Source organism: Ensifer sesbaniae (assembly GCF_013283665.1).
Taxonomy (GTDB): Bacteria; Pseudomonadota; Alphaproteobacteria; order Rhizobiales; family Rhizobiaceae; genus Ensifer; species Ensifer sesbaniae.
Map to the genome: position 1 here is coordinate 161,014 of NZ_JABEKU010000001.1, position 15,130 is coordinate 176,143.

At 62.0% G+C, this 15,130-nt stretch carries 14 protein-coding genes; 7 read left to right on the forward strand and 7 right to left on the reverse strand.

Annotated elements, in window-relative coordinates; genetic code table 11:
* The first annotated feature begins 22 nt into the window (after nucleotides 1–22).
* From BHMPCIPO_RS00740 to BHMPCIPO_RS00770, 7 genes are all read left to right on the forward strand, one after another.
* The gene (locus BHMPCIPO_RS00740) at nucleotides 23–1,045 is read left to right on the forward strand and encodes an extracellular solute-binding protein (RefSeq protein WP_173514987.1); all 1,023 of its coding nucleotides are present in this window, start codon (nucleotides 23–25) and stop codon (nucleotides 1,043–1,045) included.
* An 82-nt stretch (nucleotides 1,046–1,127) separates the two neighbouring features.
* Nucleotides 1,128–2,804 (forward strand): amidohydrolase, encoded by a 1,677-nt coding sequence (locus BHMPCIPO_RS00745; RefSeq protein ID WP_173514988.1) that lies wholly within the window; start codon nucleotides 1,128–1,130, stop codon nucleotides 2,802–2,804.
* A 34-nt stretch (nucleotides 2,805–2,838) separates the two neighbouring features.
* Nucleotides 2,839–4,266, forward strand: coding sequence for an aldehyde dehydrogenase family protein (locus tag BHMPCIPO_RS00750; protein WP_173514989.1), 1,428 nt, complete (start codon nucleotides 2,839–2,841; stop codon nucleotides 4,264–4,266).
* A gap of 140 nt (nucleotides 4,267–4,406) precedes the next feature.
* Nucleotides 4,407–5,765: a glutamine synthetase family protein gene (locus BHMPCIPO_RS00755; RefSeq protein ID WP_173514990.1), complete on the forward strand. Its 1,359-nt coding sequence runs from the start codon at nucleotides 4,407–4,409 to the stop codon at nucleotides 5,763–5,765.
* Nucleotides 5,766–5,775: 10 nt separating this feature from the next.
* On the forward strand, nucleotides 5,776–7,080 hold the full coding sequence (locus BHMPCIPO_RS00760; protein WP_246304355.1) for an NAD(P)/FAD-dependent oxidoreductase: 1,305 nt from the start codon (nucleotides 5,776–5,778) through the stop codon (nucleotides 7,078–7,080).
* Between the two features lie 22 nt (nucleotides 7,081–7,102).
* Nucleotides 7,103–7,975 carry an N-carbamoylputrescine amidase gene (gene aguB / locus BHMPCIPO_RS00765; protein ID WP_173514992.1) on the forward strand — a complete coding sequence of 291 codons (873 nt, stop codon included), beginning with the start codon at nucleotides 7,103–7,105 and terminating at the stop codon, nucleotides 7,973–7,975.
* A gap of 89 nt (nucleotides 7,976–8,064) precedes the next feature.
* A complete protein-coding gene (locus BHMPCIPO_RS00770) occupies nucleotides 8,065–8,745 on the forward strand; it encodes a type 1 glutamine amidotransferase (protein ID WP_173514993.1) in 681 nt (226 codons plus the stop codon).
* A 25-nt stretch (nucleotides 8,746–8,770) separates the two neighbouring features.
* On the opposite strand, the gene BHMPCIPO_RS00775 is transcribed toward BHMPCIPO_RS00770, so the two are convergent.
* The 7 genes from BHMPCIPO_RS00775 to BHMPCIPO_RS00805 form a co-directional block, all read right to left on the reverse strand.
* On the reverse strand, nucleotides 8,771–9,475 hold the full coding sequence (locus BHMPCIPO_RS00775) for a GntR family transcriptional regulator (protein ID WP_173518045.1): 705 nt from the start codon (nucleotides 9,473–9,475) through the stop codon (nucleotides 8,771–8,773).
* Nucleotides 9,476–9,550: 75 nt separating this feature from the next.
* On the reverse strand, nucleotides 9,551–10,294 hold the full coding sequence (locus tag BHMPCIPO_RS00780; protein ID WP_173514994.1) for an aspartate/glutamate racemase family protein: 744 nt from the start codon (nucleotides 10,292–10,294) through the stop codon (nucleotides 9,551–9,553).
* Between the two features lie 12 nt (nucleotides 10,295–10,306).
* Nucleotides 10,307–11,029, reverse strand: coding sequence for an ABC transporter ATP-binding protein (locus tag BHMPCIPO_RS00785; RefSeq protein WP_173514995.1), 723 nt, complete (start codon nucleotides 11,027–11,029; stop codon nucleotides 10,307–10,309).
* Nucleotides 11,030–11,032: 3 nt separating this feature from the next.
* Nucleotides 11,033–11,812 (reverse strand): ABC transporter ATP-binding protein, encoded by a 780-nt coding sequence (locus BHMPCIPO_RS00790; protein WP_173514996.1) that lies wholly within the window; start codon nucleotides 11,810–11,812, stop codon nucleotides 11,033–11,035.
* 4 nt (nucleotides 11,813–11,816) lie between these two features.
* Nucleotides 11,817–12,797: a branched-chain amino acid ABC transporter permease gene (locus tag BHMPCIPO_RS00795; RefSeq protein ID WP_173514997.1), complete on the reverse strand. Its 981-nt coding sequence runs from the start codon at nucleotides 12,795–12,797 to the stop codon at nucleotides 11,817–11,819.
* Between the two features lie 4 nt (nucleotides 12,798–12,801).
* The gene (locus tag BHMPCIPO_RS00800; protein ID WP_173514998.1) at nucleotides 12,802–13,668 is read right to left on the reverse strand and encodes a branched-chain amino acid ABC transporter permease; all 867 of its coding nucleotides are present in this window, start codon (nucleotides 13,666–13,668) and stop codon (nucleotides 12,802–12,804) included.
* Nucleotides 13,669–13,738: 70 nt separating this feature from the next.
* Nucleotides 13,739–14,938: an ABC transporter substrate-binding protein gene (locus tag BHMPCIPO_RS00805; protein ID WP_173514999.1), complete on the reverse strand. Its 1,200-nt coding sequence runs from the start codon at nucleotides 14,936–14,938 to the stop codon at nucleotides 13,739–13,741.
* Nucleotides 14,939–15,130: the final 192 nt, after the last annotated feature.

The window sequence follows — 15,130 nt, forward strand, 5'->3', positions numbered from 1 at the left end:
CCACAACGGAAAGGTCCTTGAAATGCGCAGACTCTCGTACCTCACCGCCGCCGCCGTGATGCTCTCGGCGACCACCTGCCTCGCCGCCGGCGAACTGCACATCTACAACTGGGGCGACTATGTCAGCCCCGCGATGCTCGAGAAGTTCTCCAAGGAATTCGACGTCAAGGTGACGGTGGACTCCTATGACTCCAATGAAACCATGTTGTCGAAGATCCGCGCGGGCGGCTCCGGCTACGACGTTGCCATGCCGAGCGACTATACCGTGAAGATTATGGTCGACGAGGGCATGCTGGCGAAGGCCGAGCCCGCGTCCATGCCGAACTTCAAGAACCTGCGGCCCGACATGGTCGATGTCTATTGGGACGAGGGCCGCCATTATTCGATCCCGTGGATGCACGGCCTGACCGCGTTTGCCGTCGACACGGCGATCTATAAGGGCGACATCGACACCTATGCCATTCTCTTCGACCCGCCGCCGGAGCTGCAGGGCCGCATCAACATGCTCGACGACATGAACTCGGTCATGCATGCAGCCGAGCGTTACCTCGGCTTTCCCCGTTGCACCGGCGACAAGGCGCAACTGAAGCAGATCAGCGACCTGCTGAACAAGGCCAAGCCACATTGGCGCACCTTCAGCTATGACGGCCAGTCCCTGATGACGTCGGGCGACGTCGATGCCTCGATGATGTGGAACGGCAACGCCTACCGCGCGCGGCTGGAAAGGCCAACGATGAAGTTCGCCTATCCGAAGGAAGGGATCGAAGGCTTCATGGACAACGTCGTCGTGCTGAAGGACGCGCCGAACCTGGAAAACGCCAAGCTGTTCCTGAACTTCATGATGGACCCGGAAAACGCCGGAATGAACTCCGACTACAACAAATACGACAACGGCGTTGCGGGATCGGACAAGTTCATGCCGGCCGATTTTGCCGGGGCTCCGGAAATCAAGCGCCCGGACGGCGTGGCCCCGGAATTTGTCAAGCCGTGCCCGGCCGAGGTCGTCGAGATCTACAACAAGATCTGGACCAACCTGCGCAAGTGACGCGCCCCTTCATTGATGGAAACCGCAGCCGGCGCGTCCCGTGCCGGCTGCGCCAGTCGCACCCGATCTGACGAGGCTCTTCATGCAAATCGCCGACATCATCATCCGTAACGGTCGCATACTGACGATGGACACCGAGGCGCCGCGCGCCGAAGCCCTGGCAATCGTCGGCAACCGGATATTCGCCACCGGTGACGAGTCAACGATCATGGCCCTCGCGGGGTCCAAGACCCGGGTCTTCGACGCCCATGGCGGCACAGTGCTGCCGGGCTTCAACGAGGCGCATATGCATATCTTCGGTGGTTCGGTCGGGCTCACGCAGCTTTCGCTGTTCGGCGTACATGGCTTTGCCGCCCTGCAGGACGCCGTGCGCGACTATGCGGCCGCCAATCCTGCGCTGAAACTGCTTGTCGCTCAGTACGCCGACTACACGATCCTGTCGGAGACGGAACGGGTCACGCGCCATCATCTCGATCGCATCCTTCCCGACCGGCCATTGCTCCTGATCGCGCCCGATCACCACACCGCCTGGGCGAACACGGCGGCGCTGAAGGCGGCTGGAATCCTCGAGGGCCGCGATGTCGGCGTTGGTAACGAAATCGTCATGGGAGCCGACGGTCTTGCCAACGGGGAGCTAAAGGAAACCAATGCGATCACGCCGGTGGCTGAGCTCGGCGAGAGCGGCGGCCGCGAGGGGCTTGGCATCGGTACCGGCGGCGAGCCGGATCATGTGACGGCCGAGGCGCGCGCCGGCGACATTGCCGCCATCCGCCGCGGCCTCGACTATTGCGCCTCGCTCGGCATTACCTCGATCCAGAACATGGATGGCAATCTCTACCAGCTCGAGATGCTTGAAGAGATCGAGCACGACGGCGGGCTGCCGGTGCGTGCCCGCATTCCTTTCCACATGAAGAACTTCATGTCGTTGGATATCCTGACCGAAAAGGCCGCCGCCTGGCGCGCGCGTTTCGATGGCGATCGGCTGCGATCGGATTTCATCAAGGTCTTCGCCGACGGCGTCACGGAATCCGGGACCGCGGTTTTCATCGACGACTATGCCGACGAGCCGGGCTGGCGCGGTGATCCGCTATTCGCCCGCGAGCATTTCGCCCGCATCGCCATCGAGGCGGACCGGCTGGGCTTCCAGATCGCAGTCCACGCGATCGGTGACGGCGCCGTCCGGCTGGTTCTCGATGGTTACGAAGCGGCGGCCCGTGCCAATGGCAGGCGCGACAGCCGCCACCGCATCGAGCATATCGAGGTGGTCCATCCGGACGACATCCCACGCTTCGCCGAACTCGGGGCCGTCGCCTCGATGCAGCCGACCCATCCGCCGGGGTCCGCAGGCCTGCCGCTCGAGCCCTATCTCAGCCGCATCGGTGAGGCACGTTGGCCCTATGCTTTCGCCTGGCGGACACTAACGGACGCCGGTGCGAAGATCGTCTTCTCCACCGACTGGCCGGTCTCGCCGCTGCCGCCGATGAGCTGCATCCACGACGCGATGACCCGCAGGACCTGGAAGAACGGCATGGCGGACCAGCGGCTCAGCCTCCTCGAAACGCTCGCCGCCTACACCCGCACCGGCGCCTGGGTGGAATTCATGGAAGACCGAAAGGGCGTGCTGAAGCCTGGCTATCTCGCCGACATCGTCATTCTCGATGGTGACGTCGAAGCGACACCCTATGAAGGGCTCGCGGCGATCCGACCGCTGGCGACCATCTGCGATGGGCGTTTCACCTACGAGGCGAGGGCCGCCTGAATTCTACAATTTTGACACGAAGGCAGATATCAAAATGCGTAACTATCCGCAGTTCTATGTCGACGGCGCCTGGGTCGATCCGGTCGATCCGGTCACGCTCGACGTCATCGATCCATCCACAGAGGAGGCGTTCGCCACCATTGCACTCGGCAGCGCGGCGGATGTCGATCGCGCCGTGGCCGCGGCACGCCAGGCGTTTCCGGCCTTTTCGCTGACCAGCCGCGAGGAGCGCCTCGATCTTCTTGAGCGCGTTCTTTCGGCTTACGAGAAGCGATCGGCTGACCTCGCCCTGGCGATTTCGCAGGAAATGGGGGCGCCGCGCCGAATGGCGCTCAACAACCAGGTCGGGAGTGGGGCAGCGCATATCCGCACGATGATCGAGACGCTGAAGACCTATCGTTTCGATCGGCTCAAGGGCTCGACGCTCATCACCAAGGAGGCCGTGGGCGTGGTTGCGATGATCACGCCGTGGAACTGGCCGCTCAACCAGATCACCTGCAAGGTCGCGCCGGCGCTGGCGGCCGGCTGTACCATGGTGCTGAAGCCGAGCGAGATCGCGCCCGTGAGTGCGATGATCTTTGCCGAGGTCATGCATGAGGCGGGTGTCCCTGCCGGCATCTTCAATCTTGTCAACGGTGACGGCCCGACCGTCGGCGAGGCGCTCGCCCGCCATCCGGATGTCGACATGGTCTCGATCACCGGCTCGACGCGGGCCGGTGTGCTGGTGGCGAAGGCGGCGGCCGACACTGTCAAGCGCGTGCACCAGGAACTCGGCGGCAAGTCCGCCAACATCATCCTCGATGACGCCGACCTGAAGGCTGCCGTGCGCCAGGGGGTGCTCGACTGCTTTGACAATTCCGGCCAGTCCTGCAACGCGCCGACCCGCATGCTGGTGCCGGCGGATCGCATGGCAGAGGCGCTGGAGGTGGCGCGCGCGGTCGCCGCCGAGCCGAATGTCGGTCCGGCCGATCGGCCCGGCGTGGATCTCGGACCTGTGGTCAGCGATGTGCAATTCGCCAAAATCCAGGCCTTGATCCGGGCGGGTATCGACGAGGGCGCGACGCTTGTGGCGGGCGGCGTAGGGCGGCCCGAAGGGCTCGACCGCGGCCACTTCGTCAAGCCCACTGTGTTCGGCAACGTCGATCCGGACATGAGGATCGCGCGTGAGGAGATCTTCGGGCCGGTGCTTTGCATCCTTGGGTATGCCAGCGAAGAGGAGGCAATCCGCATCGCCAACGATACCCCCTACGGACTGGCGGCCTACGTCCAGTCGGCCGACCTCGGTCGCGCCCGCAGGGTCGCACGCCTTCTGCGGGTAGGTAACGTCCACATCAACTATCCGGACTGGGACACTGGCGCACCGTTCGGGGGCTTCAAGCAATCCGGTAACGGACGCGAATATGCGGAGTTCGGACTTGATGACTTCCTCGAGGTAAAGGGCGTCATCGGCTACGGAACGTAGCGTGACACCACGGAAAGCAGGCAGGTTCTCCGGAGCCTGTCAGCGCCGAAGCTACTCGAAATGTGAGGAACGGCGACCGACGGCGCGGCAGCGCGCAACCCGCCTCGGCCTGAAAACCCGCGCGTCCATCCTGGTGCGATATGAGCAATGAAAGCGAAGCGCAGGACTTCCTGCGCGAAAACCCCGATATCGAAGTGCTTGAAGCGTTCGTGATCGACGTCAACGGCGTGCCGCGAGGCAAATGGATCCCACGCGAGCGAGCGCTCGATGTCCTGAGCAAGGGCATGGCCATCCCGCGCTCTGTATACGCCCTCGATATCTGGGGCCGTGACGTCAACAGCGCGGGCCTCGCAGAGGGGACGGGCGACCCTGACGGCCTGTGCTTCCCCGTGCCCAACACGCTTTCGCGTGTCACCTGGCTCAATCGGCCAACGGCTCAGGTCATGCTCGCCATGCGCAATCCGGACGGTACCGGCTTCTACGGTGACCCGCGCCAGATTTTGGCAGACGTGCTGGAACGGTTCGCGCAGGCTAGGCTGACGCCTGTCGTCGCGACGGAACTCGAATTCTATCTGATCGACCCGGTCCGCTCGGCGCTCGATCCGGTGCGTCCGCCGAACAGCCGGGAAGGACGCTGGCACACGGGCCAAACCCAAGTCCTCTCCATCTCGGAGCTGCAGGATTTCGAGCATGTCTTTCATGACATCGCCATTGCTTGCCGGGCCCAGGGAGTTGCCGCCGACACGACCCTGCGCGAAAACGGACCGGGCCAGTATGAGATCAATCTCAATCATGTGCCCAATGCGTTGCAGGCGGCCGACTATGCGGTTTTGCTGAAGCGCGTCGTCAAGGGCGTTGCCCGCAAGCATGATCTCGACGCCACCTTTATGGCCAAGCCCTATGGTGTGCAGGCCGGCTCCGGCATGCATGTTCACTTCAGTGTCCTCGACGAGCATGGCCGCAATATCTATGTCGGTGAAGATGGTCCGGCCGAAACGCTCATGCATTCGGTCGGCGGGCTGCTTGCCAACATGGGAGAGAGCATGGCGGTGTTTGCGCCGCACGCCAATTCCTATAGGCGACTGAGGCCCAGTGAACACGCGCCGACCTACGCCTCCTGGGGCTTCGACAACCGCTCGGCGGCAGTTCGGGTGATCACCGCGAGCAAACCCGCGACGCGGATCGAGCATCGCGTCGCCGGCGCCGATACCAATCCCTATCTGGCGCTCGCGATGATCCTCAACGCGGCACTCTGCGGCATGCGCGAGCGGATCAATCCCGGCGGGGCCATCGCCGGCGACGACCATGCCGTCAGCCATGAGCCTCTACCGACAAACTGGGACTACGCGCTCCAGCGTTTCGCGCGTTCCGGCTTCGCATACGCCACGCTCGGACAGAAATACCGGGCGCTCTTCACCGCGTGCAAACAGCAGGAACTTTCCGAGTTCTCGTTGCGAGTGACCGACGTGGAATATGACGCCTATATCAGGACTGTGTGACATGAACGATATGACCTTCACATCGAAAACCACGGCCAATTCCGGCCATGCGCCATCCTGGTATGCCGCTTCCGCCCGCGACAAGCGCGTGCGCCCCAGGCTCGAGGGACAGGTGGAGGCCGATGTTTGCATCATCGGCGCGGGCTTCACCGGTGTTTCCGCGGCTCTGGAGCTCGCGGAACGAGGCTACTCGGTCGTCGTCGTTGAAGCGGATCGGATCGGCTTCGGCGCGTCTGGCCGCAATGGCGGACAAATCGTCAACGGCTATAGCCGCGACCTTCAAACCATCGCCGGGCGTTACGGCCAGGACAAGGCCGCCAAGCTTGGCGCGATGTCGCTCGAAGGCGGCAGGATCATTCGCGACCGCGTGAAGAAATACGGCATCGACTGTGATCTCGTCGACGGTGGGTTCTTCGCCGCCTTCACCGAAAAACAGGTGCGTGAAATGGAGGCGCACCGGGCCCATTGGCAAAAGCATGGCCACGACGGGCTGGAAATGGTCTCGAAGGCCGAAGTTGGCAACTATGTCCGCAGCGGCCGCTATGTCGGTGGCATGATCGACAGGCTCGGCGGCCACATACACCCACTCAACCTGGTGCTTGGGCAGGCGGCGGCAGTCGAAAGCCTTAGCGGGCGAATTTTCGAAAACTCCCGCGTGACCAGCGTCGAGAAGGGCGCAAAGCCGCTGGTGCGGACTGAGCGAGGGGCGGTGCGGGCGCAATACGTGCTCGTTTGCGGCAACGCCTATCTGGGCACGCTTCTGCCGGAAATCGGCGGCCGGATGATGCCGGTGTCGAGCCAGGTGATGGCGACCGAGCCAATCGATCCTCAACTCATCCGAAGGCTTCTGCCGGCCAATTATTGTGTCGAGGACGCCAATTACATTCTCGACTACTACCGTCGCACCGCCGACGATCGGCTGCTCTATGGCGGCGGCATCGGCTATGGCGGGCAGGATCCGAAGGATCTGACGGCGATCATCCGTCCGAACATGCTCAGGACCTTCCCGGAGCTTGCCAAGGTGAAGATCGACTATGCCTGGAGCGGCAATTTCGCGCTGACTTTGACGCGCATCCCGCATATGGGCCGCTTGAGCGACAACGTCTACTTTTCCCACGGCGACAGTGGCCATGGGGTCACGACCACGCATCTCCTGGGCAAGATCCTCGGCGAGGCGGTCGCCGGCCATGCCGAGCGCTTCGACATCTGGAGCTCGTTGCCGAACCTGCCGTTTCCCGGCGGCAAGAGGTTCCGCGTGCCGTTCACCATGATCGGCGCCTGGTGGTACGGGCTGCGCGACAGGCTCGGTCTCTGATTTCTCACGGAAGGACAATCGAATGCGGAACGTCACGATAGCGGCAACACAGATGGCCTGTAGCTGGGACAGGGCGGCAAACATCGCCAACGCGGAACGGCTGGTGCGGCAAGCAGCCGACGGCGGCGCCCAGATCATCCTGCTCCAGGAACTGTTCGAGACGCCCTATTTCTGCCAGGACCAGCGCGGTGAATTCTTCGATCTCGCCCATCCGGCGGACGGCAATCCGCTGATCGAGCATTTTGCCAAGCTCGCCGCCGAGCTCGAGGTCGTCCTGCCGATCAGCTTCTTCGAACGCGAAGGCAAGGCCTACTTCAACAGCGCTGCCATTGTCGATGCGGATGGCAGCATTCTCGGCGTCTATCGCAAGAGCCACATTCCGGACGGCCCCGGCTACACCGAAAAGTTCTATTTCTCGCCGGGCGACACAGGCTTCAAGGTCTGGCGGACCCGTTATGCCGCGATCGGCGTCGGGATCTGCTGGGACCAATGGTTTCCCGAATCCGCTCGCGCCATGGCGCTGCTCGGCGCGGAAATCCTCTTTTATCCGACGGCGATCGGCTCCGAGCCGCCAGCACCGGAGATGGACACGTCCGGTCATTGGCAAAGAACGATGCAGGGCAGTGCCGCCGCCAACATCATGCCGCTCGTCGCCGCCAACCGGATAGGCAACGAGGCCGGCAAGGCGGGAACGGAAATCACCTTCTACGGCTCTTCCTTCATCACCGATCAGACCGGAATGAAGGTGGCGGAAGCCGACCGGCAGAACGAAACGGTACTCACCGCGACCTTCGATCTCGATGCGATCGAAAGGCAGCGCCGCTCCTGGGGTGTGTTCCGCGATCGCCGTCCCGAACTCTACGGTCCGATTGCCACCCTTGACGGGCGTGCATAGAACGGCGGCGATCGACACACGGAAACATGGCCTTCGATAGTGATTTTTGCTCCCGTCCACAAGGCCGCTACAAGGCAAGGCAGGTAGAGATGAAAATCGGCATTCTCCAGACCGGGCATGCTCCGGATGGGTTGATTGAAAAACACGGTGATTACGACACCTTCTTCATGGCGTTGCTGGCCGGCAACGACGTGGAGTTCGTAACCTATGCCGTCGTTGACGGATGCTTTCCGGAGAATGCGACCGTCGCGGATGCATGGCTCATTACCGGCTCCAGGTTCGGCGTCTACGAGCCGCATTCCTGGATCGCCCCGCTGGAAGACCTTGTGCGCGAGATCTATGCGAAGCGCCTTCCTATGGTAGGCATCTGCTTCGGCCACCAGATTATCGCGCAGGCGCTCGGCGGAAGGGTCGAGAAATACGGCGATGGATGGTCGGTCGGCCCGGTCCAATATCACCGGCACGATCTCGGCAAGATGCAGACGCTGCTCGCCTGGCATCAGGACCAGGTTGTCGATCTGCCGCCTGAGGCGGAAGTCATCGGTTCAAGCTCGTTCTGCGCCAATGCGATGCTTCGCTATGACGACCGCGCGCTCACCTATCAACCGCATCCGGAATTCGCACCGGCGTTTTTCGATGACCTCATGGCGAAGCGCGGGGGCGTCCTGCCGGTTGAGCTACGGCGCATCGTTGCCGCCCCGGCCGGCGTTTCATTGGCGCGAACCGAAATTGCCAGCGAGATCGCCGAATTTCTGATCCGCCACGGCTAGACCTGTTGACGGTCCGGCGGCGATATCAGCACAGCATCTCTGCGAGGCTCTCCGGCTTCTTTGCCGGCGGGGAGAGCTCCAGGCCCGACAGGAGGTCGAGCAGATGTTCCTTCATCAACTCGGCGGCCTTGGCGGCTTCACCTGCTTCGATGGCGTCGACGAGCGCATGATGCGCGTGGCTTTCGCAGGTCGTGTCGCGCCGCTTCCAGTAGAGCGCGATAATCAGCGAGGAGTGGGAAACGAGATCACGCACGAAGCTGGTCAGGACGGAATGGCCGGCAATTTCCGCGATGCCCACATGAAATCGCGCCGACAGCATGATCGCGTCGCTGTCGCGGCCGGCATGCAACGCCTCATGCTCCTTGTCGAGGTGGTGCCGCAACAGCAGGATGTCCTCCGGCTTGGCCACTTCCGCCGCAAGGGCGGCGACCCTGGGTTCGATCAGCGCGCGCGCTTCGAAAACCTCGCGCGCCTCTCTGGTTGACGGCTGGGCGACGAAGGCGCCGCGATTGGGTTCGAGGCGCACGAGACGGTCGTGGGCGAGCGCCTGAAGAGCGGCGCGGATGACCGTGCGGCTGACCGAATAGATCGACGCGAGCTCGTCTTCCGGCAGCTTCGTGCCCGGAGCGAGCCGATGACCGACGATTGCGTCCCGGAGGCCGTGATAAATCGGCGACCAACGCGTGGCCGGTATCCGACTATGGGGTTCCGGATCGCGTGCCGCCAACATATCCGGCGCTTCTGGCGGGTTCGTCTCTGATCTCTTGCGCCGGCGGACAACGTCCTTGGACATCGCGATGCATCCTTATCGCAGCTTGTTCAACCCCGGCGACGATGGCGCGTAGTGACCGGCAAATTGCTTGGCAAGCGGGCTGGCATAACCGCCGACCTTCGAGGTTCTCAGGCCCAAGCTCGATATGGCTTCGGCAAGCCTGACCGCACAGGCCACACCGTCGATCACCGGCACCCCGTGTTCGGTGGAAAGCTGGTGGGCCAAATCGGCCATCCCGGCACAACCGAGTACGATCGCCTCCGCCTTGTCTTCGGTGATCGCACGGGAAATTTCAACCGAGATCTTTTGACGGGCTTCAGAACCCGGCTCTTCGAGGTCAAGGACGGCGACATCCGATGCCCGCACCTTGGCACAGCGAGAAGACAGGCCGTATTTCGATAGATTGTGCTCGATCGCGGGCACCGAGCGCGCGAGCGTGGTGACGACGCTGAATTTGCCGGCAATCAGCGTTGCAATGTGAAACGCCGCTTCACCTATTCCGATCACCGGCGCGCTCGTAGCGCAGCGCGCCGCATCGAGACCCGTATCGTCGAAACAGGCGATCACATAGGCGTCCATATCACCTGCCTCGAACATCTCGGCGAGAATGCCAGGCACCACGAAGGCCTCGTCGAAATAGCCCTCGATGCTTGGTGGACCGTCCTTGGGATTGACTGCGATGATCCTGGTTCCGGCCGACGCGGCGATTTTTGCGGCCTTGCCGATCTTGCCGGTCATGGAGGTCGTCGTATTGGGGTTTATGACGAGGATGCGCATATTCGGTCCTGACTACACTTCGCCGCCGAGATAGAGATGCTTGACGCGATCGTCGCTCAGCAATTCCGCCGAGGTTCCGCTGAGCGCAACCCGGCCGGTCGTCAACGCGTAGGCGCGCTGGGAGATACGCAGCGCCATGCGCGAGTTCTGCTCGACAAGCAGAACGCTGACCTTTTCGTCGCGGTTGATGGCCACGATCGAACGCGCGATGTCCTGCACCAGCTTCGGCGCGACGCCGAGTGACGGTTCGTCGAGGAGCAACAGGCGCGGGCGCGCCATCAGGGCTCGCCCGATCACCAGCATCTGTTGCTCGCCGCCGCTCATCGTGCCCGCCTGTTGCGTGTAGCGCTCCTTAAGTCGCGGGAAGCGCGTCAGCACCATGTCCATGCTTTGCCGGATCTCGACCTTGTCTGAGCGGGTAAAGGCGCCCATCAGCAGGTTGTCGCGCACAGTCATGAAAGGGAAGACGCGACGCGCTTCGGGCACCATCGAGATACCCATGCGGACGATCTCGTCCGGCGCGACGCCGTCGATGCGATTGCCGCGATAGCGGATCTCACCTTTTCGAATCTTTCTGAGACCGGTGATCGCCCGCAGGATCGACGACTTGCCCGCACCGTTGGCCCCAATCAGGGCGACGGTTTCCCCTTCTTTGACCTCGATCGACACGCCCTTCAGGGCATAGACGTGGTCGTAGTAGAGTTCAACGTCGTCGAATTTGAGGAGCGGTTCCATGGCCTACAATCCGATCGATTCGTCTTCGACACCGAGATAGGCCTCGATGACCTTCGGGTTCTGCTTGATTTCCGCCGGAGTACCCTCGGCGATCTTCAGGCCGAAGTTGAGGACGACGATGCGGTCGGAAATGTTCATGACGGCCGGCATGTCGTGTTCGACCAGGAGCACGGTAAGGCCGCGCTCACGCAGCTTTCTCACGATCTCGACCGCACGCCTGGTCTCGTCGTGATTCATGCCCGCGAATGGCTCGTCGAGCAGGATCACAGACGGATCGGTGGCAAGGGCGATGGCGATGCCGAGCGCCCGCAAATGCCCGTGGGGCAGGTTGCTGGCGATCTCGCTTTGCATCGCTCCCAGCCCGAGAAAGTCGAGGATTTCGTCCGCGGATCTCCCGAACGCGTCCAGATCGCTGCGTGCCGAGGCACTGCCGAAATAGAAGCCGGCGAGGGTGGTGCTCGAGCGCAAGTGATGCGCCGTCACGACATTGTCGCGCACGGTCATGTTCTTGAAGATCGTGGTCTCCTGGAAGGTCCGCACGACGCCCTTGCGAGCCACGACGTGTGGCGACAGGCCGGAGATTCTCTTCCCATTGAACCTTACTTCGCCTTCGGTTGGCCTGAGGAACGAGGCCACCAGCTTGAACAGCGTCGACTTGCCGGCGCCGTTTGGCCCGATGACCGAAAGGATCTCGCGCTCACGCACCGAAAAGGAGACGTCGTTGACCGCGACGAGCCCGCCGAAACGTTTGGTAAGGCCGATGATTTCGAGAATGTCGGCCATGGCGCTAGAGGCTCCTCTTGCCGGGCAAGGCGAGGCTCAACAGACCGTTGGGCAGGACCAGCATCAGCACGATCAGCACGGTCGAGAAGATCAAGAGCTGGTATTCGCCCGTCTGGAACAGCACGTCCCAGCCGAAATAGAGGACAAAGGTTCCAAGCATCGGCCCGAGCACATAGCCGAGCCCGCCAAGGAAACAATTGAGCATGAAATTCACCGAGTCGGCGACCGTGAAGCTCGACGGATAGATTGACTGGGAGATCGCTGCGAACATCGCCCCACCCAGACCACCGAGGAAGGATGAGAGCGCATAGGCGACGACGCGCAGATAGGCGACGTTGACGCCGATCGAAGAGGCGAGCTCCTCGTTCTGCTGCAGTGATTGGCAGAGCTGGCCGATGCGCGAATGGGCAAGCCGATAGAGACCGAGGAAACACAGCGCCATCAGCAATACGGCGACGATGTAGAAGGCGAGCCGGGGATTGGCGAGGCTCGAGAAATCCGGAACGAGAGTGATGCCGAAAAAACTTATGCCGCCCGGCAGCGGGATGCTGACGATGCCTTTGGCGCCGTTGGTGATCGGTATGGCAAGGGCAAGCAGGCGCGCGACTTCCGTCAGCACCAGCGACACCATGGCGAAATAGACGCCGCGCAGGCGCAGAATGGGCAGCCCGATGAGAACGCTCGCCGCGGCACAGAAGAGGCCCGCCAGAGGCAGGGTCAGCCAGAAGGACACGCCATAGTTCATCACCAGGATGGCGGAAACATAGCCGCCCGTCAGCGCGTAGGCGCCCTGGCCGATATTGATGCGGCCGATATAGAAAGTGATCCACACGCCCGCGCTGATGATGCTGAGCAGCGCCACCGAGGTCAGCGTGTAATAGAGATCGGTCCGCCCGGTGGCGTTGATGAGCAACGGCACTCCGACGAGAAGGGCGATGAGGAAGAGTGCGGCCGAGACGATCTTTGGAGCTGCGGATGGTTTCATCGCATCAGCCCCACGGCTTGCCCATCAGCCCGTTCGGGCGGATGCTCAGGAAGATCATCAGCAGCGCGAAAATGGCGAGGTAGGTGACGTCACCGTATTCGCGCAGCACGGTAAGGCCGACCGATTCCATCATGCCGAGGATGAAGCCGCCGGCAATGGCACCGGCAACCACACCGGCACCGCCGATCATCACCATCAGAAAAGCCTTGATCGAGATCGGTCCGCCGATACCGGAATTGACGCCGGTGATCGTCACCAGCAAGCCGCCAACGACCCCGGCGAGCATCGCCCCGAGCGCGAAGCCGATCATGGAATAGCGCTCGACCTTGACCCCCATCAGCTGTGCGGCAATGCGGTCTTGCGCCAGCGCCCGCATGGCGCGGCCCGGTTTGCTGTATTGCATGTAGAGCATGAAGGCTGCGATCATCAGTATCGCGACCACGCCGACGACGATGCGATCATAAGGCAAGATCACCCGGTCGGAGATGAAAACGCCGCTGATGATCTTCGGCACGCCACGCTGCTTCTCGCCGAACAGAAGCAGGATGATGGCATCGAGGAAGAAGGCGGTGGCAGCGGCGAGCAGCATCGTGCTTTCCTCGCGCTTGCTGCGTTGGATCACCGGCCGGAAAAGAAACTTCTCCATCAGCGCGCCGACGACCGCCAGCGTCACCCCCGAGCAGACCAGCGCGACCACGAAAGGCAGCTTGAGCTGGCCGTAAATCGAGTATGTCACGAAGCCGCCCAGCACGTACATTTGTCCGTGCGCGAAGTTGAGAACGTTCATGAGCGCGAAGATCAGCGTCAGACCGAGCGCGATCAGCGCATATTGCGCACCCAGATAGAGACCGTTGGCAATGACTTGTTCCATGGCTGCAAATCCGGTCGACGGGAGGTCCGGGACCGGTCCCGAACCTCGATTGACTTTAAATCAGGTCACGTCAGTCCACTTCGCCGACAAACAAAGTCTTGAAGGTACCGTTTTCGAACTCGGTCACCACCATCGGTACCGAAAGCTGGCGCTTCTGGCCGAAGGAGGTGCTGCCGACATATTTCAGCGTGCTGTCCTTGGCGTAGGGATTGGGTGCGGAGAAGCTGTCGATGGTCTTCTTGAACTCCTCCACGTTGTCGATCGCCTTTGGGTTCGCCTTGAGCGTTTCAATGATGTATTCGAGCGCGTAGACCTTGGTGTTGGACTCATCGTTGTATTCGCCAAACTTCTTGGTGTAGCGTTCGATGAATTCCTCCATCAGGGGCGTACGGATCTCCGGGGTCGATGCGCCGCCGACTGAGATGAAGCCGTTGGCGAGTTCGCCGGCACCTTCCTGCAGCACGGTCGCGTCCTGCGCCGTTTCCGCCGAGATCAGACCCTCATAACCGAGTTCGCGTGCGGCGCGGATCAACAGCGGCGCGTTGGCGGGGGCCACACCGGACAGGACGAGCAGATCCGGCTTCAACTGGACGATAGGCGTCAACACCGGTGTGAAGTCGCGTGTGTCGTTCTGGTAGGTGTCGGTCTCGGCGACAACTTCCAGCCCCAGTTCCTTAGCGGCAGCGACCCCGCTGTCGCGCTGGCTGATCGGGTCGGATTCGTTGGCGGCGATGAAGGCCACCTTCTTCACGCCCTTGTTTTCCTTCAGATATTTATAGATCGCCGGCCCGGACTGATAATTGGCGACCATGCCGAGAATCGCATTCGAGGCAGGTGCGACATAAAGCGATTTCGGGAACGCGTAGGGGAAATAGATTATCCCCTTGGATTCCGCCACAGGCCGAACGGCTGCCGCGCCGTCATCGACGTTCGGACCGACGACAAAATGGATGCCTTCCTGGGCCATCTTCTCCATGCCGGCGATGGCCCGCTTGGGATCCTTCTGGTCGTCAAAGGTAACGATGGTGATTTTGTAGGTGTCCTCGCCGATCTTCACGCCGCCAGTCTCGTTGAGCCAATCTGCGCGTGTCTGCATCGAGCGAACGTTGGATGTGCCCCAGGCCGCGGCGGGACCGCTGGTCACGCCGACGAAGCCAATCTTGAGTTCCTTGTTTTCCGCTTGTGCGGGAAGAGTGCTTGCGACTGCAATTGCCAGGATCGAAACGGCGCCGAGCGCCAACGATTTCAATGTCGAGCGTCTGTTGATCATCTCACTCCCCATTTTTGGCATCCGGCACGAATGGCGCGGCGGATCAGAATAAGGAAGCGCTAATGTATGGTATTGTCAACATAGTATGGAAGTATTGTATACGTTATTTGCGTAAGTGGCGTGCGAGGGTGCCTTCGGCCGGGCATCCCTGTGTGGACTGAAGGTCCGTGGGGGCCGCGGGGCGTCCATGCG

Coding starts and splice junctions, on each gene's coding strand:
- BHMPCIPO_RS00795 (WP_173514997.1), bottom strand. CDS start 12,797: ATGAAACCATCCGCAGCTCCAAAGATCGTCTCGGCCGCACTCTTCCTC.
- BHMPCIPO_RS00745 (WP_173514988.1), top strand. CDS start 1,128: ATGCAAATCGCCGACATCATCATCCGTAACGGTCGCATACTGACGATG.
- BHMPCIPO_RS00785 (WP_173514995.1), bottom strand. CDS start 11,029: ATGGAACCGCTCCTCAAATTCGACGACGTTGAACTCTACTACGACCAC.
- BHMPCIPO_RS00800 (WP_173514998.1), bottom strand. CDS start 13,668: ATGGAACAAGTCATTGCCAACGGTCTCTATCTGGGTGCGCAATATGCG.
- BHMPCIPO_RS00805 (WP_173514999.1), bottom strand. CDS start 14,938: ATGATCAACAGACGCTCGACATTGAAATCGTTGGCGCTCGGCGCCGTT.
- BHMPCIPO_RS00750 (WP_173514989.1), top strand. CDS start 2,839: ATGCGTAACTATCCGCAGTTCTATGTCGACGGCGCCTGGGTCGATCCG.
- BHMPCIPO_RS00760 (WP_246304355.1), top strand. CDS start 5,776: ATGACCTTCACATCGAAAACCACGGCCAATTCCGGCCATGCGCCATCC.
- BHMPCIPO_RS00780 (WP_173514994.1), bottom strand. CDS start 10,294: ATGCGCATCCTCGTCATAAACCCCAATACGACGACCTCCATGACCGGC.
- BHMPCIPO_RS00755 (WP_173514990.1), top strand. CDS start 4,407: ATGAGCAATGAAAGCGAAGCGCAGGACTTCCTGCGCGAAAACCCCGAT.
- BHMPCIPO_RS00770 (WP_173514993.1), top strand. CDS start 8,065: ATGAAAATCGGCATTCTCCAGACCGGGCATGCTCCGGATGGGTTGATT.
- BHMPCIPO_RS00740 (WP_173514987.1), top strand. CDS start 23: ATGCGCAGACTCTCGTACCTCACCGCCGCCGCCGTGATGCTCTCGGCG.
- BHMPCIPO_RS00775 (WP_173518045.1), bottom strand. CDS start 9,475: ATGTTGGCGGCACGCGATCCGGAACCCCATAGTCGGATACCGGCCACG.
- BHMPCIPO_RS00790 (WP_173514996.1), bottom strand. CDS start 11,812: ATGGCCGACATTCTCGAAATCATCGGCCTTACCAAACGTTTCGGCGGG.
- aguB (WP_173514992.1), top strand. CDS start 7,103: ATGCGGAACGTCACGATAGCGGCAACACAGATGGCCTGTAGCTGGGAC.